This window comes from Streptomyces sp. NPDC043427, from assembly GCF_056436655.1.
Genome location: NZ_JBWKCC010000041.1, coordinates 23,754 through 42,245, shown reverse-complemented (window position 1 = coordinate 42,245; position 18,492 = coordinate 23,754). Strand labels below are relative to the sequence as shown.

Here is an 18,492-nt window from a genome sequence, read left to right as displayed (position 1 = left end):
TGTGCGGGCGCCTCCTTGCGCGATCTTGACCCTTGCGCGTCGACCGGTCGAACGCCTCAGGCATCCACGCACACACACTGCCCCGCCAGCTCGTCCATCGAGAGACCGAGAGCACGGGCCAGGGCCGCCACGGTGAAGAACGCCGGGGTCGGGGCGCGGCCGGTCTCGATCTTGCGGAGCGTCTCGGGGGAGATGCCCGCGCTCGCCGCGACCTCGGCCATGCTGCGGCTGCCGCGCGTCTCACGCAGCAGCCGCCCCAGCCGCTCGCCGCGTTCACGCTCTTCGGGGGTGAGGGGGGTGCGCACCATGCCACCATTCTAATACCGGTATAGTAATTGGCATGGTGGAACTGAAGACGGACACATCGATCGACGCCATGTACGAGGCGGGCCAGGTGGTCGCCAGGGCCCTGACGGCCGTACGCGAGGCCGCTGACGTGGGTGTCTCCCTGCTGGAGCTGGACGAACTGGCGCACGACGTACTGCGCGCCGCGGGCGCGACCTCACCGTTCCTCGGCTACCGGCCCTCGTTCGCACCCACCCCCTTCCCGGCCGTCCTCTGCGCCTCCGTGAACGACGCGATCGTGCACGGCATCCCGACCCGCTACCGCCTGCGCGACGGCGACCTCCTCTCCGCCGACTTCGGCGCCCAGCTCGGCGGCTGGGCCGGCGACTCGGCGATCAGCTTCACCGTCGGCCGCCCGCGCCCCGCCGACCTCCGCCTGATCGAGACCGCCGAGCGCGCGCTCGCCGCCGGCATCGAGGCGGCCGTCGTGGGCAACCGCATCGGCGACATAGCCCACGCCATCGGCACGGTCTGCCGCACCGCCGGCTACGGCATCCCCGACGGCTTCGGCGGCCACGGCATCGGCCGCCACATGCACGAGGACCCCGGGGTTCCCAACGAGGGCCGCCCCGGCCGCGGCCTCCGACTCCGCCACGGCATGGTCCTGGCCATCGAACCCATGCTCATCGCCGGCGGCACGGACGGCTACCACGCGGCCCAGGACGGCTGGACCCTGAAAACCAACGACGGCTCCCGCGCAGCCCACGCGGAACACACCGTGGCGATCACAGAATCGGGCCCTCGCATTCTCACGGAACGGTGAGCGAATTCTCCCAGGGGCGCGGGGAACTACGCGACCAACCACAACGAACCCGCACACGCCGGACCACACTCCGCCCTCACCCCACAGGCGCCTGAACATGCCCAACCCCCCGCTTCATGCCAAGGTGAGTTAACGGCCCCAACCGGTGTAGCCCGGCACGGAAAGGGCACCCGTCGGCACCGCAACGCAATCGCAAGTCGATCGAACGGAACGCCATGACCAGCGGCTTCACCAGCCCGGAGGGCTACGGCGACCCCTTCGGCGAATTCCTGGCCCGCTTCTTCGGCGGCCCCCGCCCCGGACCCCGTCAGATCAACATCGGCCAGCTGCTCAGCCAGCCCGCCAGGGAGCTCGTACGCGGCGCCGCCCAGTACGCCGCCGAGCACGGCAGTCGGGACCTGGACACGGAGCACCTGCTGCGGGCCGCACTCGCCGCCGAGCCGACGCGCAGTCTGCTCAGCCGGGCGGGCGCGGACCCGGACTCGATGGCGACGGAGATCGACCAGCGGTCCGGCCCCTCCCAGCACCCGCCGGGCGAGGCCCCGCCGCCCACCTCGCTGTCCCTGACGCCGGCCGCCAAGCGCGCCCTGCTGGACGCGCACGACCTGGCCCGCTCGAAGGGCGCCGGTTACATCGGCCCGGAGCACGTGCTGAGCGCCCTGGCGTCGAACCCGGACTCCGCGGCCGGGCACATCCTGAACTCGGCCCGGTTCGCGCCCACCGGCCTGCCGCCCGAGGCGCAGGAGGCCCCGCAGGCGCGTGCCGAGCGGCAGCGGCCCACCGGGACGCCCACGCTCGACAAGTACGGGCGCGACCTGACCGACCTGGCCCGCCAGGGCGGCATAGACCCGGTGATCGGCCGGGACGACGAGATCGAGCAGACGATCGAGGTGCTCTCCCGGCGCGGCAAGAACAACCCGGTGCTCATCGGTGACGCGGGCGTCGGCAAGACCGCCATCGTGGAGGGGCTCGCCCAGCGGATCGCCGACGGCGACGTGCCCGACGTCCTCACCGGCCGCCGTGTGGTCGCCCTGGACCTGACGGGCGTGGTCGCCGGGACCCGCTTCCGCGGTGACTTCGAGGAGCGGCTGAACAACATCGTCGGTGAGATCCGCGCCCACTCCGACCAGCTGATCGTCTTCATCGACGAGCTGCACACCGTCGTCGGCGCCGGGGGCGGCGGCGAGGGCGGTTCGATGGACGCCAGCAACATCCTCAAGCCGGCCCTGGCCCGCGGCGAGCTGCACATCGTGGGCGCCACCACGCTGGAGGAGTACCGCAGGATCGAGAAGGACGCGGCGCTCGCCCGCCGCTTCCAGCCGATCCTGGTTCCCGAGCCCTCCGTCGGGGACGCCCTGGAGATCCTGCGCGGTCTGCGCGACCGCTACGAGGCCCACCACCAGGTCCGCTACAGCGACGAGGCGCTGGTGGCCGCCGTGGAGCTGTCCGACCGCTATCTCACCGACCGGCGCCTGCCGGACAAGGCGATCGACCTGATCGACCAGGCGGGGGCGCGGGTGCGGCTGGGTGCCCGGACGAAGGGCACGGACGTACGCGCCATGGAGCGCGAGCTGGAGCAGCTCGCGCGGGACAAGGACCAGGCGGCCGCGGACGAGCAGTACGAGCAGGCGTCACAGCTGCGCGACCGGATCGTGGAGCTGAAGGACCGGATCGGCCGGGCGACGCACCACGACGAGGCCGACGAGGGGATGAACCTGCAGGTGACCGCGGAGGCGATCGCCGAGGTCGTGTCCCGGCAGACCGGTGTTCCCGTCAGCCGCCTCACCCAGGAGGAGAAGGAGCGCCTGCTGGAGCTGGAGGAGCATCTGCACCAGCGGGTCGTGGGCCAGGACGAGGCGGTCAGTGTGGTCGCCGACGCGGTGCTGCGCTCCCGTGCGGGGCTCTCCAGCCCGGACCGGCCCATCGGCAGCTTCCTCTTCCTCGGCCCGACCGGCGTCGGCAAGACCGAGCTGGCCCGCACGCTCGCGGAGGCGCTGTTCGGCAGCGAGGACCGCATGGTGCGCCTGGACATGAGCGAGTACCAGGAGCGGCACACCGTCAGCCGCCTGGTCGGCGCCCCGCCCGGGTACGTCGGCCACGAGGAGGCCGGGCAGCTCACCGAGGTGGTGCGCAGGCACCCGTACTCGCTGCTGCTGCTCGACGAGGTGGAGAAGGCGCACCCGGACGTGTTCAACATCCTGCTCCAGGTCCTCGACGACGGACGGCTCACCGACTCCCAGGGCCGCACGGTGGACTTCACCAACACCGTCATCGTGATGACCAGCAACCTCGGCTCGGAGGCGATCACCCGGCGCGGCGCCGGCATAGGGTTCGGCCCGGGGGGCGCCGAGGCCGACGAGGAGGCGCGGCGGGAGCAGATCCTGCGGCCGCTGCGGGAGCACTTCAGGCCGGAGTTCCTCAACCGCATCGACGAGATCGTGGTCTTCCGTCAGCTCACCGGCGACCAACTGCGGCAGATCACCGACCACTTGCTGGAGAAGACCCGACGTCTGCTGCAGGCGCAGGGGGTCACGGTCGAGTTCACCGACGCGGCCGTCGACTGGCTCGCCGAGCGGGGCTACCAGCCCGAGTACGGCGCCCGCCCGCTGCGCCGCACCATCCAGCGCGAGGTCGACAACCAGATGTCCCGGCTGCTGCTCGACGGACGGCTGTCGGAGGGCAGCCGCGTGACGGTCGACGTCGAGGACTCCCGCCTCGCGTTCCGCACGGGCGAGGTGCAGCCGGCGCCCGAACTGTGACGCTCTGAAGGGCGGGTTGCTCCTTCGAACTCCGGGAGCAACCCGCCCTCCGTCACGACGGTCTACGAGGCCGGACGTACCACCATCGCCGAGCCGCCGCCCCGCCGTACCTTCTCGGCGGCCGCCAGCCACTTTCCGTTCGGCAGTCGCTGCACGCCGGTCGTGGCCCCGATCTCGGGATTCAGCTTGAAGGAGTGCCCGATCGCCTCCAGCTGCTTTTGCAACTCGCTGCCGTAGAGGCCGGGTTCGAGCTCGGTCTGGGCCGCGTTGCGCTGGCTGGCGCGCGGTGCGGCGATCGCGTCGACGAGCGGGAGCTTCCGGTCGAGGAACTGGGTCAGGGTCTGCAGCACGGTGGTGATGATGGTCGCGCCACCGGGCGAACCCAGCGCCACCACGGGCTTGTTGTGCTGGTCGAGCACGATCGTCGGCGAGATCGACGAGCGCGGCCGCTTGCCCGGGCCGGGCAGGTTCGGGTCGTGGACGGCCGGGTTGGCCGGGGCGAAGGAGAAGTCTGTCAGCTCGTTGTTGAGGATGAACCCGCGGCCGGGCACGGTGATGCCGCTGCCGCCGGTCTGCTCGATGGTGAGGGTGTAGGCGACGACGTTGCCCCACTTGTCGGCGACCGTCAGGTGCGTGGTGTTCTCACCCTCGTACGTCGTGGGCGCCGCCGTGCCGCCCGTCGAGCAGGCCGCCGGACGGCGCGGGTCGCCGGGCGCGAGGGGGCTGGTGAGGACCGCGTCGTCCTTGATGAGGCACGCCCGCGAGTCGGCGTACTTCTGCGACAGCAGTTCCTTCGTCGGTACGTCCTCGAAGGCGGGGTCGCCGACCCAGCGCCCGCGGTCGGCGAACGCGATGCGGCTGGCCTCGATGTAGCGGTGCAGATACTGGACGTCGCTCGCCCTCGAAAGGTCCGTCTTCTCCAGGATGTTGAGCGCCTCGCCGACGGTGGTTCCACCGGAGGAGGAGGGCGCGATGGAGTAGACGCCTAGGCCGCGGTACGAGGTCTTCGTGGGTGCCTGGAGCTTGGCTCGGTAGGCCGCCAGGTCCTTCTCGGACAGCTTGCCCGGGCGGGCGTTCCAGCCCGAACCGGGGTCCACCGGAGGGTTGTTCACGGTGTCGACGATGTCGTCGCCCAGCTTGCCGCGGTAGATCGCGCCGACGCCCTTGCGGCCCAACTCGGCGTAGGTGCGGGCGAGATCGGGGTTCTTGAAGGTGGAGCCGACGACGGGGAGCTGCCCGCCGGGCAGGAACAGTTTCGCGGTGTCCGGGAAGTAGCGGAACCGGGTCTCGTTGGCGGCCGTCTGGGAGCGGAAGGTGTCGTCGACGGTGAAGCCGTCGCGGGCGATCCGCTCGGCGGGCTCGAGGACCGTGCCGAGCCTTCTGCTGCCCCACTGGTCGAGTGCCGTCTGCCAGGTGGCGGGCGTGCCCGGGGTGCCGACGCTGAGGCCGCTGCTGACGGCGTCGGCGAAGGCCAGGGGCTTGCCGTTCTCGACGAAGAGGTCGGAGCCGGCGGTCAGCGGGGCGGTCTCCCGGCCGTCGATGGTGTGCACCGTACGGGACTTGGCGTCGTAGTAGACGAAGTAGCCGCCTCCGCCGATGCCGGAGGAGTAGGGCTCGGTGACGCCGAGCGCGGCGGCCGTGGCGACGGCCGCGTCGACGGCGTTGCCGCCCTTCCTGAGGACCTCGATGCCGGCGGCGGAGGCGTCCGTGTCGACACTCGCGACCGCGCCGCCGTAGCCGACGGCCACGGGAACCTTCTGGACGGGTGTGCTCGGGGCGGCGGGTGGCGCCGTCGCCCCCACCGACACCACGGCGGCCGAGACCGCCAGGACCGACAGCTTGCGTGCGACAGGGCGACGCATCCGCACCTCCAGTGGGGGACCGTCCGCGCAGCTTAATTCAAGGCCAACGGCCCGTCAGGTATCTCGAACGCGGGTTTGTGTCGCGCCCGCTACCATGCGCGCCCATGAACGACGACGTGCGCAACATCGCCCTGGGCGTGATAGCCGCCGGTGTCAGTGCCGCGCTCGGCTGGCTGGCCCGCACCTACCTGTGGAAGCGGAAGCTGCGGCGCAAGCAGGCCTTCTTCGGGCTGCCGGACAACTCCGAGTCGCTGCTCGTGGTGAACCGCGAGGCGGGCGGCGCCGAGCTGTCGGTGATGCGGCACGACGTGTTCGCCCTGCTGGAGCTCGCCGCGCTCATCAAGGACTGCAACGCCCACGCCCAGGTCGTCGGCCACGACACGGCCCGCCAGGGCTTCGGCGAGCGCACGGAGTTCTGCGTCGGCGGGCCGTCGTCGAACCGGCGCATGCTGGCGCACCTGTCATCGCTGCTGCCGGGCGTCCGGGTGAACATCGGCACCGAGCCCGGGCCGGATCGCGGCGCCTTCCAGATCGGCGACGAGCGCTATCGGATGGAGCAGGGCAGCACCGAGTACGTGCTGCTGGCCCGGCTCACCATGGGCCAGCGCCGTGAGGAGCGGCCGGTGTTCCTGTTCTGCGGGCAGAGCGCGATCACCAACCAGGCGGCGACCCGCTACCTCGCCCGCCATCACGAGCGGCTGGCCCGCAAGCACGGCAACAGCTCCTTCGCGCTGCTGCTGAAGGTCGTCAACTCGCAGGCGTACGGCCCCGATGTCGTCGAACTCGTCGCCGACGTGACCCGGGCGGCCCTGGCGCCCCTCCCGGAACCGTCCTCCACTCCACGCACCTCACACCGTGCCTCCTGAATACCTGCACCGGCCAATAATCGTTACTCCCACGTAACTTACCGACGGGTTACCTACGGTAAAGAACCCCGGTTACCGTCGGGTCACTTTGCATTGACACGAGTGAGGAGTGACCCCGTGGGACACCAGCACCGCAAGGCCCTGCGTACGACCGCCGTGGGCGCCGTCTCCGCGACCCTGATCGCCGGAGGCGTCCTCGGCCTCGCCCCCGCCGCCCAGGCGGCGGGCACCGATGTGCGCTTCGTCGACATCACGGGCGCCGACGGCACCGTCCTCAAGGCGAACGTCGTCACGCCCGCCGGAGCGGACGGCTCACGCCGCTACCCGCTGGTCGTGCTCCCCACGAGCTGGGGCCTGCCCCAGGTCGAGTACCTCGCCCAGGCCCAGCAGCTCGCCGACTCCGGGTACGTCGTCCTCACGTACAACGTGCGCGGCTTCTGGCAGTCCGGCGGCGAGATAGAAGTCGCCGGGCCGCCCGACACAGCGGACGCCTCCAAGGTCATCGACTGGGCGCTCGCCCACACCCCCGCCGACGCCCGGCACATCGGCATGGCGGGGGTCTCCTACGGCGCCGGCATCAGCCTGCTCGCCGCCGCGCACGACAAACGGATCAAGGCAGTCGCCGCGCTCAGCGGCTGGGCCGACCTCATCGGCTCGATCTACTCCGGCCGCACCCAGCACGTCCAGGCCGCCGGACTGCTCGACGGAGCGAGCCTCGTCACCGGCCGCCAGAGCGCCGAACTCCGGCAGATCTTCGACGACTTCTACGCCTCCGACCTGGCGAGGGAGCAGGACATCGTCGACTGGGGGAAGAAACGTTCTGCCGCCACCTACGTGGACCGGCTCAACGCCAACGGCGCCGCCGTCATGCTGGCCAACGCCTGGGGCGACACCATCTTCCCGCCCAACCAGTACGCCGACTTCTACGAGAAGCTGACCGGCCCGAAGAGACTGGAGTTCCGCCCCGGCGACCACGCGACCGCCGAACTCACCGGACTCTTCGGCCTGCCCAACGACGTATGGAGCGACACCCGGCGCTGGCTCGACCACTACCTCAAGGGCACCGACAAGGGCATCGACCGCGAATCGCCGGTGCGGCTCAAATCCCGTTCCTCGGGAGGCTACGAGGGCTACCCGGACTGGAAGTCGGTCGGCGCCACCAGCCGCAAGATCGACCTGGCGGGCACGACCACGATCCACACCAACGTCGACTCGGGAGCGGACGGCGGGGTCGTCCTCCTGTCCAGCTTCCTCGACCAGGTGGCCCAACTGCCCCCGGTGGCCTCGATCCCGCTGCTCCCCCGCCGCTGGGCCGCCGTCTGGCAGTCGGAGAAGTACGTCACCACCCAACGGGTGCGGGGCACGGCCGAGTTGCACACCACGGTCACTCCGACCAAGGAGAGCGGCACCCTCGTCGCGTACCTGTACGACGTGGGGCCGCTCGGCCTCGGCAAGCTGGTCAGCAACGCGCCGTACACCTTCCACGGGCGTACACCCGGGAAGCCGTTCGGTCTCGACCTGGAGCTGTACTCCACGGCCTATGACGTCCCGGCAGGGCATCGACTCGCCCTGGTGGTCGACACGGTCGACCCGCTCTACATCGAGCACAACCCGTCCGGCGCGCAGCTGACCTTCTCCTCGCCGGCGAACGACCCGTCGTACGTGTCGATTCCGCTGCGCGAGCAGTGATCTCCGGCTGCTGCCGGTCGGGCCTGGCTCCGTGAGCTGCCACCCCCCTACGGTCTCGGGGCCGCGGGGGGACTTCCCCAACCGGCAGCGGCGTCCCGGTTTCGGCCACGGGCATGAACGCCACATCGTAGTCGAGGACCGACACGAAGGTTTTCCAGGTGGGGCGAACTCAGTGTTCGGGGATCAGCGTTCGGGATCGGTGTTCGGGATCAGTGTTTGAGGATCTTGGAGAGGAAGTCCTTGGCACGGTCGGTGTTCGGGTTGGTGAAGAAGTCGTCGGGGGTCCGGTCCTCGACGATACGCCCGTCGGACATGAACACCACGCGGTTGGCGGCCGAGCGGGCGAAGCCCATCTCGTGGGTGACGACGACCATCGTCATGCCCTCCTTGGCGAGTTGCCGCATGACCTCGAGCACCTCGTTGATCATTTCGGGGTCGAGGGCGGAAGTGGGCTCGTCGAACAGCATCGCCTTGGGCTCCATCGCCAGGGCCCGGGCGATGGCCACGCGCTGCTGCTGACCGCCGGAGAGCTGCGCCGGGTACTTGGCCGCCTGGTCGGCGAGCCCGACCCGGTCGAGGAGTTCGCGCGAACGCCGGTCGGCGTCCTCCTTCTTGCGGCCCCGGACCTTGACCTGACCCAACGACACGTTCTGCAGGACCGTCTTGTGGGCGAAGAGGTTGAACGCCTGGAAGACCATGCCGACCTCGGCGCGCAGCCTCGCGAGGGGCTTGCCCTCCTCGGGCAGCGGCTGCCCGTCGAGGAGGATCGTGCCGGACTGGATGGTCTCCAGCCGGTTGATCGTCCGGCACAGGGTCGATTTCCCCGACCCCGAAGGGCCGATGACCACGACCACCTCCCCCTTCGCGACGGTGAGGTTGACGTCCTGCAGGACATGCAACTCCCCGAAGTACTTGTTGACGTCACGCAGCTCGATCAACGGATCGCCGACCATGCGCAGCCCTACCCACTCTCAGCAGCTGTGTGGTGGTTGCCGCAAACTATCCAGACCTGAGTGACGGAAATGCCCGACACGCACCTTTCGTTCATTAGCCGTATTTACGAGGGAACCCGGGCCAGAGGTTCACGATTCGGCCACTTCGGCGTACAGCTGCGACAGCTCGGGCGCGCCACTGACGGCCCACTCGTGACCGGAGGCCACGACGTCGAACTCACGGCCGGAGGAGAGCCGTACGACCGGCTGGCCGTCGCCGCGGATCTCCCAGACGGCACCCGGCACGGTGCGCACGATCACGGTGCCGAGGTACAGCCCCGCGTCGTTGCCGAGCCAGGACAGGGTCTCCTCGTCGCTCCTCCAGCGCGGAACCAGCTGGTCCAGTGCCTCCAACGAGGCGGCGGAGTCGTCGAGTCGGACACCGCTCTCCGCCGCCTGGGAGCGCAGCAGGTCGCACTCGGAGAGGAGTTCGGCGATGCCCTCGGGATCGAAGGACCCGGGCTTCTCACTCCGGTGGCCCAGAAAAGGGATCTTCATACCCCCAGCGTGTCATTCGTACCGGCGTACGCACCACAGGCGCGCGGGCGGTCATTTCGGGCCGATTTCATGTCGGATCCACTCATGGTTCGTTGACCTGTCCAGGCCGCCTGCCTAGCTTCGGTGCGTCTTTCGTCCACCGGTGTGCGGGAGGTGTCGGCAGGTGCACCGATCTGTCCGGGGTTCGGCGGTGGTCCTCGCCCTGGTGGCCACGGCCCTGGTGCCGGGCTCCTCCACACCGGCCGCCGCCCAGGACCACTCCGCCCCACTGCCGCTGGAGCACCTGTTCGACAACACAGCCGTCAGCGACGACGCCGATCCCGACGAGGCGGACTTCGACGGCTCGGGCGCCTCCCTGTCGGCGGGCGACCTCACCGCCGCGGGCTGGACGCCCGGCCGCACGCTCACCGTGCAGGGCGCCCGGCTGGCCTGGCCCCGGCGGGCGCCGGGCGAGCCGGACAACGTCCGGGCCGACGGCCAGGCCGTACGCCTGACCGGACGCGGCGACGCCCTCGCGTTCCTGGTGGCGGGCACGGGCGGGGCGGAGGTGAGCGGTGCGGGCACGGTCGCGTACGCCGACGGCAGCCGCTCCTCCTACCGGCTCGCCGCGCCCGACTGGCGCACCGGACCGCTCGCCACCAAGGCGGTGGCTATGCCGCACGTCAACACCCCCGGTGGGCAACTCGCGGAGAAGGCGCGGCTGTACGTCGTGACGGTGCCGCTCCGGCCGGGGCGCGAGGTGACCTCCGTACGGCTGCCGCACGCGGCCGGTCTGCATGTGTTCGCGCTGTCGGTGCGGGCCCAGGCACGGGGCTGGACGGGCAGCTGGGCGACCGCGACGTCCGGGCACCCCGCCGCGGGGCCGTGGACGGACCGCACGCTACGGCTGATCGTGCACACGTCGGTGGGCGGGCCACGGGTGCGGCTGCGGTTCGACAACACCTTCGCGTCGGCGCCGGCACGGATCGGGAGTGCGACGGTGGCGGTACAGGCCGCGGGTGCGGCGGCGCGGAAGACACCCGTGCCGCTGTCCTTCGGGAAGGCGCCGGGGGCCGAGATCCCGGCGGGGGCGCAGGCGTTCACCGATCCGCTGGGCTTCCCGGTACCCCCGGGGGCCGATCTGCTGGTGAGCTTCCACCTGCCCGGCACGGTGACGGCGGTACCCGCGCATCGGCTCGCGGTACAACGGTCGTACGTGAGTGAGGCGGGCGACCATACGGCCGACCCGTCCGCCACCGCCTACACCTCGACGCTCACCGGTTGGCCGCTGCTGACCGGGGTGGACGTGGGCGGCGGACCGGGATCCGTGGTGCTGCTCGGCGACTCGATCACCGACGGCGACAAGTCCACGACGAACGCGAACCGGCGGTGGCCGGACGTGCTGGCCGCACGGTTGCTGGGGCAGAGCGCGGTGCCCCGCTACGGGGTCCTCAACCAGGGCATCTCGGGCAACCGGGTGGTGACCGACCGCTACCCCGGGGACGGGGTCTCCACCGACCAGGCCGGGGTGAGCGCGCTGCACCGCCTCGACCGGGATGTGTTCGCCCAGACCTCGGCGCGTACGGCGGTGGTGTTCGAGGGGATCAACGATCTGCTGTCGGGCAGGTCCGCCGAGGAGGTCGTCGCCGGGCTCCGTGAGATCGCCGACCAGACCCGCGCCCGGGGGCTGCGGCTGCTGGCGGCGACGCTCCTGCCCTGCGAGGGCTGGGCGGGCTGCACGCCCGTCGTGGAGGCGCGGCGGCTCGCCGTCAACGCCTGGATCCGGGACGCCGACGTGTTCGACGGCGTCCTGGACTTCGACGCGGTGGTACGCGACCCCGACCGCCCCACGCGGATGCTGCCGGCCTACGACAGCGGTGACCATCTGCACCCGGGGGACGCGGGGTACGCGGCGCTGGCGTGGGCGGTGGACCTGCGGCTGCTGTGACGGTGCCCCCCAAGAAATCCTTGAGCGGTCACACGTCCAGGTCGACGACCACCGGCGCGTGGTCCGAGGCGCCCTTGCCCTTGCGCTCCTCGCGGTCGACGTACGCGTCCTTGACCGCCTTCGCGAACGGCTCGTTGCCGTACACCAGGTCGATGCGCATCCCGCGGTTCTTGGGGAAGCAGAGCTGGCGGTAGTCCCAGTACGTGAAGGGGTGCTCGTACTTGAGGGGGCGCGGGACCACGTCGGACAGACCGGCCTCGCGCAGGGACGCGAGGGCGGCGCGCTCGGCCGGGGTGACGTGGGTGAGGCCCTCGAACGCGGCCACGTCGTGGACGTCGTCGTCCGTAGGCGCCACGTTGTAGTCGCCCATGACCGCGAAGGGGCGGCTGCCGCCCGCGTCACCCGCGACGGCGGCCTTCAGGGCCTCGAACCACTGGAGCTTGTACGCGTAGTGGGGGTGGTCCACCTCGCGCCCGTTCGGCACGTACACCGACCAGACACGGACCGGGCCGCAGGTCGCGGAGATCGCGCGGGGCTCCGGCGCCCCGTCGTACCCGGGGTCGCCGGGCAGGCCCTTGACCACGTCGTCGAGGCCCACTCGGGAGAGCACCGCCACGCCGTTCCACCGGCCCGTCGCGTGGACCGCCGCCTCGTACCCCAGCTCGCGCAGCTGGTCGAACGGGAACTGCTCCTCCGCGACCTTGGCCTCCTGCAGGCAGAGCACGTCGGTGCCGCTGCTCTCCAGCCAGGCCAGCAGCCTCGGGAGGCGAGCGGTGATCGAGTTCACGTTCCAGGTCGCGATACGCATGCCTCACAACCTACCTGGCGGGTCTGACAACGTGTCCCGCCCGGGTTCGTCACACCTCGGCCGAGGCCCCGGGCGCCAGCCGCAGGTGCTCGGAGCCGCCGAGGGCGCCGATCTGGTTGTCGTAGATCGGGCGGGCGAGGTCGGTGAGGAGGGCGTCGTGGATGTCGTAGGCGCGCTGCGGCTTGACCTCGCGGACGTAGTCGATGACCTCGGAGATCTTGCTCCAGGGAGCCATGACCGGCAGCATCAGCGTCTCGACGGCGTGGTCGGGGACGGTGAGGGCGTCGCCGGGGTGGAAGACGCGGCCGCCGTCGACGAGGAAGCCGACGTTGGTGATGCGCGGGATGTCCGGGTGGATGACGGCGTGGAGCTCGCCGTGGACCTGGATGTCGAAGCCCGCGGCGGTGAAGGTGTCGCCGTGACCGACGGTGTGGACGCGGCCCGGGAACGCGGCGGAGATCTTCTCCGCGACCGACTTCAGGGTCCAGATGTGGGCGGCCGGGTTGGCCTCCATGGCGGCGCGCAGCCGCTCCTCGTTGAAGTGGTCGGGGTGCTCGTGCGTGACGAGGACGGCGTCCGCGCCGAGCGCGGCGTCGGCCTCACTGAATCCTCCGGGGTCGAGGACGAGTGTCTGCCCGTCCTTCTCGAGGCGGATGCAGGCGTGCGACTTCTTGGTGAGCTTCATGGGTCCATCCTGCCGTTCCCGTACGGACGTTGCTCACCCCTGCGGGGTGGTCTCCTCGCGGATGACCTGCTGGGCCACCTTGAACGCGCTGTTCGCCGCGGGCACCCCGCAGTAGACCGCGGCCTGGAGCAGCACTTCCTTGATCTCGGCGGGGGTCAGTCCGTTGCGCAGGGCGGCTCTGGTGTGGAAGCCGAGTTCCTCGAGGTGACCACCCGCGACGAGGGCGGTGAGGGTGACACAGCTACGGGAGCGCCGGTCGAGGCCGGGCCGGTCCCAGATCTCGCCCCACGCGTAACGCGTGACGAACTCCTGGAAGTCCCCCGAGAACTCGTCGGCCTGCGCCAGCGCCCGGTCGACGTGCGCGTCCCCGAGCACCTCTCGCCGCACCTTGAGCCCGGCGTCGTACGGGTCGGGCCGCCCCATCACCTGGGGCGGTACGACGACGGCCGGGGCGATCTCGGCGATGGGCGCGGGCTGCGGGGGCGCGGCGGACAGGACCGGCTTGACCGGGGCCGCGGGAATCGCCGTCTGGCCGGTGGTCGACTCGAAGGCGGGTTGCCAGGCGGTGGAGAAGTGCCGGACCAGGAGGTCGGTGACGGCGGCGGGCTGCTCGACGGGGACGAGGTGGGAGGCGCCGGGGACGACGGCGAGCCGGGCGTCCGGGATGCCGGCGACCAGCGTACGGGCCTCGGCGGGGCCCGTGACCTGGTCGTCGGAGCCGACGAGGACGAGGGTCGGCACGCCGACGCGGGAGAGTTCGGGCCGTACGTCGAACGAGGCGAGCGCCTCGCAGGCGGCGATGTAGCAGCCGGGGTCGGTGGTGCGGACCATCTGCACGGCCCAGTCGGTGATCGCGGGCTGGGCGGCGGAGAAGCCGCTGGTGAACCAGCGGTCGGGCGATGTGCGGGCGATCGGGTCGAGCCCGTTCGTACGGACGATCACGCCGCGCTGCCGGAACTCGTCGGCCGTGCCGAAGCGGGGCGAGGCGGCGATCAGCGCGAGGGAGGCGAGACGCTCGGGGTGGCGCAGGGCCAGCTCGACACCGACCGCGCCGCCGAGGGCGCAGCCCGCGTAGCCGAAGCGGTGCACACCGAGGCTGTCGAGGGTGACGAGGAGTCGTGCGGTGAGGTCGCCGACCGAGCCCGCGGGGTACGCCGGCGCTCCGCCGTGCCCCGGCAGGTCGAACCGGAAGACCCGCCACTGCTTGGCCAGCTCCGGGACCTGCCGGTCCCACATGTGCCATGTGGTACCCAGGGAGGGACCCAAGATCAGGACGGGAGCCTCTTCTGGCCCGTCAAAGCGGTATTGCAGGGTGTTCGACGGTGTCTCACTCACGCCTCAGAGCCTCTCACGTATCACGAAATCTCACACGGCCCGGGGAACCCGACGGCTCTTGACCCTCTCGGCGCGGCATGTCCGGCACTGCCGGAACCCTCGGGGATCCAGATACGAGTTCTCCGTCGTGTACGCGTGGCCGTGGGGACAGTGCGTCCTCCTGACTCGCGCGCTCTCCCAGTCCCTGCTCCGCAGAGCTTCCTTCTTTGGCACGGCTTCCAGGTGGTCCGGGTTGCAGCAGCCGGACGTAGACCGTGGAACATCCAGGAGGTTCAGACGTTTGTGCAGGGCGTCAAGGGTGAACGGCTCTACGCTCCGCTCCTGCTGTCCCTCATGGGGCAGCCCGTGATGGGCCGGATCAGTCGTGGCCACTTGCCGCGGCTGCCATGAGCGGTTCCGCCTCCTCCTCGGTCGTATCCGGAGGCACGACCAGCAGGTCCCAGCGCCCCCGGCCGGGGGCGAGCAGGACGATCGTATGCTGGGCGGATGCCGCCACGGTCCTGCGCAGTCGTACGACCTGGTTGAAGACGAGCATCCGGCCGGGCACCGCGGACCATGTCGCTCCGTTGACGGTGACGCTGGTGATGTGGCCCCATGCGCGAGGCAACCCGGCGAGCAGCGACGGGAGTTCCGCGAGCAGGTCGTATGAGCGAGGCCACCACGCTCCGTCGATGGGCCGGGGCATGCCGCTGCGGGATGCGAGACGCAGTCGGAGGAGGGGGTGAGAGCGAAGCGGGGACTGCGGTGACGTAGTCATGAAGGCTCCTGCCAACTGCCTTAAGAGACTGAGTGGTCGGTGTCAGGCGCGACGGGCCGCGACCCGGTCCGCAGTGGGCCAGCGCACGTCGTGCACCCAGCCGAGGCGTTCGAGGAGGCGGATGACGGCGGCCGACGGGTCGATCTGGCCGCGGTCGACACCGTGGCGCGCGCTGGTGGGATCGGCGTGGTGGAGGTTGTGCCAGCTCTCGCCGAACGAGAGCAGGGCGAGGGGCCACAGGTTGGTGGCCCGGTCGTGGCGCCGGGTGCGGAACGGGCGCTCACCGATCATGTGGCAGAGGGAGTTCACGCTCCAGGTGACGTGGTGGAGCAGGGCGATGCGGACGAGTCCCGCCCACAGCAGGGCGGTGAGCGCGTGCACCCAGGTCCCGCCGATCAGCCAACCCGCCGCGAAGGGCAGAGCGAGAGTGAGGACGCACAGCGCCGGGAAGGCGCGGGCGACGGCGCGGATGTCGCGGTCGGCCAGCAGGTCGGGGGCATAGCGCTCAGGCGGCGTACGGTCGTTGCGGAACAGCCAGCCGACGTGCGCGTGCAGCAGACCACGCAACTGGCCGCGCAGATGCGTGCCGTAGCGGTACGGGGAGTGCGGATCCCCCGGCCGGTCGGTGAAGGCGTGGTGGCGGCGGTGCGTGGCGACCCAGCCGATGACGTCGCCCTGGAAACTCATCGACCCGGCCACCGCGAGCGCGATCCGCACGGGACGGACGGCCCGGTAGCCGCCGTGGGTGAGACCACGGTGGAAGCCGACCGTGACGCCGAGACCTGTGATCGTGTAGAGGATGAGGGTGAGCACGATGTCGGCGGGATGGATGAGGCTCCCCCACAGCAACCAGCCGGCCAGGCCGAGCGCCACGAACGGCAGAACGACGATCACCGCCGTCACCATGACATACAGCCGGTCACTGCCGCCACGCGCGGGCGCCGGGCCGTCCGGCGGGAAGGGGGACGTCCCGTCGTAGCCCTGGGGCGGCGGGGCGGGGCCCGACGGTGTGACCGTCGTGGACGTGGTGAGGCTGAGTGGCATACGTGGCTCCTCGGCCTGGATGCGGATGGCGCGGCCGGGGTCACGGGCTGCCCATGGGATGGGAGTCGCGAGGAGGGGGCCGGGCACCGGCTACGAAGCGCCTCGCTTTCTCCACCGTACTCCCGCACGCTCCGGGACGAGGCGGGCCGGATCGCGTGGCGACCGCGTTGACACGGACCGTGGCCGGACGTTGACTGGCAGCACGGTGCAGGGCCATGCCACCCCGGAACACACGGCGAGCATTCCGCCTTCCCGCCTCGCCCAGACCCCGCGGGAACCCACCTGCCGGACAACAGTGAGGCCGGCCATGACCGTTTCACGGACCATCAAGAACCAGGCGCAGACGATGAAGGGCAGGATCACGCAGGAGCTCGGCCGGGTCACCCGCAACAGGCGGCTGCAGCGCCGAGGCAGGGCCGACCGGGTCTCCGGAAGCCTGAAACAGGCCGTCGAGAAGGCCAAGGGCGCCTTCAGGCGGAACGGAAGCAGCCCCCGATGATGTACGACCAGAAACGCGCCCAGCAGCCCGCGGATCACACCCGGGGCCCCGCCGAGCGCCGTACCCCGGGCCCGGAGCCGCTGCTCCCGTCGGACGAACAGGACAAGATCGTCCAACGCCTCCGGCACGCCCTCAACACCTTCGCCGACACTCCGCGTGAGGCGCTGGAAGAGGCCGAGAGCGCCTATGACGAAGCCACCGCCCAACTCGTGAACGCCCTCGCGGAACGGCGGCGACTCCTGCGTGCCGGCTGGCAGGACCAGGACCCGGAGGCGCAGTCCGATGGACTGCGGCTCGCGCTGAGGCAGTACCGGGAGATCACCCAGCGACTGCTCCACATCTAGGGCCTCTCGTTTGGATCACGCCGGGCTCGCGGGCCCCGGCACCGCGCCTCGCCGCGTTGTCGTCGGCTGTCAGGGCTCCGCCCTGCCGCCCTCCTCCGCCTTGCGACGCACGGCACCGGACTCCGCTCCCTGATCCGGCCTGATCCAAACGAAAGACCCTAGGCGGCCACTCCTCCGCGCCGCCGGGGAGCGCGGAGTAGTGTGGACAGCGCCGAGGGCATTTCGCACACCGGCTACCATGCCGGGTCGTTCTTGGCGAAAGATGAACCCGGGCCGCCGCAGAGGCGGCCCGGAGACGGGTCCGCATCATGTCGGCGACCTTGCTTCCATCCCTGCCGCACCCCGAGCCCGTCGCAGCCCCGGCCGCGCGTCTCGCCCTGAAGACCGACGGCACCTCCCGTGGACTCCTGGACGGTGCCTGGTGGCCCCGCTCCCGGGATCTGCTGAGCGAACTGCCGGCACTGACCGACGTGTTGGACCCCTTGTGGGGCCGCATCACCCGCATCGCCGTCAACCCGGAGCACTGGCCGGTCATCCCCCGCAAGGTTCCCGTGGACGGCCACATCGTCAAGGTCGGCTGGTTCACACCGGAAATCGACCCGCACAAGCTGCTGCTGCTCTCCTACGGCACCGGCCGTTGGGACCTGCTGGTCATCCCGCCCGAGACCGGCGCGGAGTCGGCGGCCCGTCTGATGGCTGCCGCGTCCGACTACGACGGCCCGCCGCTGACTGCGAGCGCGTTCATCGCCGCGGACGAGGCCCGTCACGGCGTCTCCGCGGCCGACGTGCCACTGGCACCGGACGAGGCGTGGGAGTACGAGGGCGGCGCCTCGGCGGTGTCCGCGACGGTTCCCGAACAGACCGGTCCGCCCGGTCGGGCCAGTCGGGTCAGCCGTCTGATCGTCGGTATGTGAGGTGGCCGCCATGAACGCCTTCCTGACGGCCGCCGCCTTCGTGGTTCTCATCGCAGGGGCGGCATACGTGATCCACCGGCTCAACATCCAGCACGCCGACAGAATCGCCGTGCACCGGTACAGCGCCCCCCTGCCCGGCCGCCGCGGCCGCGGCACCCCGCAGCCCCCGGTGGGACCAGACCGGTCCGAGTCGCCGAACACGGGCGAACGGCGTGACCACCGCGACGGGGGCCGCGACGGGTTCCCGCCGCGGCGCCGCCGCAGCCGTACGTCGCCGGGCCTATGACTGAGGGGGTGCCGCCGACCACCTCGTGCTCCTGGAGTGAGCCGACAACCGCACGACCGGCTCCGTCATGCGAGCCACCTCCTGGGGCGGTGCACGAGGTGCCGCACTCTGGCGGCCGT

17 protein-coding genes and 1 pseudogene are annotated in these 18,492 nt (G+C 71.0%); 9 read left to right on the top strand and 9 right to left on the bottom strand.

Features of this window, described 5'->3' with window-relative positions; translation table 11 throughout:
• Nucleotides 1–56: 56 nt before the first annotated feature.
• Nucleotides 57–308 (bottom strand): helix-turn-helix domain-containing protein, encoded by a 252-nt coding sequence (locus AC067M_RS41550; protein ID WP_478702184.1) that lies wholly within the window; start codon nt 306–308, stop codon nt 57–59.
• A gap of 32 nt (nt 309–340) precedes the next feature.
• Between AC067M_RS41550 and map the strand changes: the two genes are divergently transcribed.
• Together map and AC067M_RS41540 are read left to right on the top strand one after the other, a co-directional pair.
• A complete protein-coding gene (gene map / locus AC067M_RS41545) occupies nt 341–1,108 on the top strand; it encodes a type I methionyl aminopeptidase (protein ID WP_478702183.1) in 768 nt (255 codons plus the stop codon).
• A 215-nt stretch (nt 1,109–1,323) separates the two neighbouring features.
• Nucleotides 1,324–3,867 carry an ATP-dependent Clp protease ATP-binding subunit gene (locus AC067M_RS41540; protein WP_478702182.1) on the top strand — a complete coding sequence of 848 codons (2,544 nt, stop codon included), beginning with the start codon at nt 1,324–1,326 and terminating at the stop codon, nt 3,865–3,867.
• Between the two features lie 62 nt (nt 3,868–3,929).
• Here AC067M_RS41540 and ggt read toward each other — a convergent pair whose 3' ends face one another.
• Entirely contained in the window at nt 3,930–5,729 is a 1,800-nt protein-coding gene (gene ggt / locus AC067M_RS41535; RefSeq protein ID WP_478702181.1) for a gamma-glutamyltransferase, read from the bottom strand.
• 104 nt (nt 5,730–5,833) lie between these two features.
• Between ggt and AC067M_RS41530 the strand changes: the two genes are divergently transcribed.
• On the top strand, nt 5,834–6,595 hold the full coding sequence (locus tag AC067M_RS41530; RefSeq protein ID WP_478702180.1) for a hypothetical protein: 762 nt from the start codon (nt 5,834–5,836) through the stop codon (nt 6,593–6,595).
• Between the two features lie 117 nt (nt 6,596–6,712).
• Nucleotides 6,713–8,284 (top strand): CocE/NonD family hydrolase, encoded by a 1,572-nt coding sequence (locus AC067M_RS41525; RefSeq protein WP_478702179.1) that lies wholly within the window; start codon nt 6,713–6,715, stop codon nt 8,282–8,284.
• Nucleotides 8,285–8,493: 209 nt separating this feature from the next.
• On the opposite strand, the gene AC067M_RS41520 is transcribed toward AC067M_RS41525, so the two are convergent.
• The gene (locus tag AC067M_RS41520; protein WP_478702178.1) at nt 8,494–9,237 is read right to left on the bottom strand and encodes an amino acid ABC transporter ATP-binding protein; all 744 of its coding nucleotides are present in this window, start codon (nt 9,235–9,237) and stop codon (nt 8,494–8,496) included.
• 129 nt (nt 9,238–9,366) lie between these two features.
• Nucleotides 9,367–9,774, bottom strand: a complete 408-nt coding sequence (locus AC067M_RS41515; RefSeq protein WP_478702177.1) for a DUF6278 family protein — start codon at nt 9,772–9,774, stop codon at nt 9,367–9,369.
• Between the two features lie 163 nt (nt 9,775–9,937).
• Here AC067M_RS41515 and AC067M_RS41510 point away from each other — a divergent pair, with 163 nt between their 5' ends.
• On the top strand, nt 9,938–11,701 hold the full coding sequence (locus tag AC067M_RS41510) for an SGNH/GDSL hydrolase family protein (protein ID WP_478702176.1): 1,764 nt from the start codon (nt 9,938–9,940) through the stop codon (nt 11,699–11,701).
• A gap of 28 nt (nt 11,702–11,729) precedes the next feature.
• Here AC067M_RS41510 and AC067M_RS41505 read toward each other — a convergent pair whose 3' ends face one another.
• From AC067M_RS41505 to AC067M_RS41485, 5 genes are all read right to left on the bottom strand, one after another.
• Entirely contained in the window at nt 11,730–12,509 is a 780-nt protein-coding gene (locus tag AC067M_RS41505; protein WP_478702175.1) for an exodeoxyribonuclease III, read from the bottom strand.
• Nucleotides 12,510–12,558: 49 nt separating this feature from the next.
• Nucleotides 12,559–13,194, bottom strand: a complete 636-nt coding sequence (locus tag AC067M_RS41500) for an MBL fold metallo-hydrolase (protein ID WP_478702174.1) — start codon at nt 13,192–13,194, stop codon at nt 12,559–12,561.
• A 33-nt stretch (nt 13,195–13,227) separates the two neighbouring features.
• Nucleotides 13,228–14,529, bottom strand: coding sequence for a bifunctional 3-oxoadipate enol-lactonase/4-carboxymuconolactone decarboxylase PcaDC (pcaDC, locus tag AC067M_RS41495; RefSeq protein WP_478702173.1), 1,302 nt, complete (start codon nt 14,527–14,529; stop codon nt 13,228–13,230).
• A 358-nt stretch (nt 14,530–14,887) separates the two neighbouring features.
• A complete protein-coding gene (locus tag AC067M_RS41490) occupies nt 14,888–15,286 on the bottom strand; it encodes a DUF5994 family protein (protein WP_478702172.1) in 399 nt (132 codons plus the stop codon).
• 42 nt (nt 15,287–15,328) lie between these two features.
• Nucleotides 15,329–16,330: an acyl-CoA desaturase gene (locus AC067M_RS41485; RefSeq protein ID WP_478702171.1), complete on the bottom strand. Its 1,002-nt coding sequence runs from the start codon at nt 16,328–16,330 to the stop codon at nt 15,329–15,331.
• Between the two features lie 307 nt (nt 16,331–16,637).
• Here AC067M_RS41485 and AC067M_RS41480 point away from each other — a divergent pair, with 307 nt between their 5' ends.
• The 4 genes and pseudogenes from AC067M_RS41480 (at nt 16,638) to AC067M_RS41465 (ending at nt 18,373) form a co-directional block, all read left to right on the top strand.
• Complete coding sequence (locus AC067M_RS41480) at nt 16,638–16,829, top strand: CsbD family protein (protein WP_478702170.1); 192 nt, start codon at nt 16,638–16,640, stop codon at nt 16,827–16,829.
• Nucleotides 16,826–17,173, top strand: a complete 348-nt coding sequence (locus AC067M_RS41475; protein ID WP_478702169.1) for a hypothetical protein — start codon at nt 16,826–16,828, stop codon at nt 17,171–17,173. The genes AC067M_RS41480 and AC067M_RS41475 overlap by 4 nt, the downstream gene beginning before the upstream one ends.
• Nucleotides 17,174–17,374: 201 nt before the next feature.
• Nucleotides 17,375–18,087 (top strand): annotated as a pseudogene (locus tag AC067M_RS41470) (DUF5994 family protein).
• A gap of 10 nt (nt 18,088–18,097) precedes the next feature.
• Nucleotides 18,098–18,373, top strand: coding sequence for a hypothetical protein (locus AC067M_RS41465; protein WP_478702168.1), 276 nt, complete (start codon nt 18,098–18,100; stop codon nt 18,371–18,373).
• Nucleotides 18,374–18,492 lie beyond the last annotated feature (119 nt).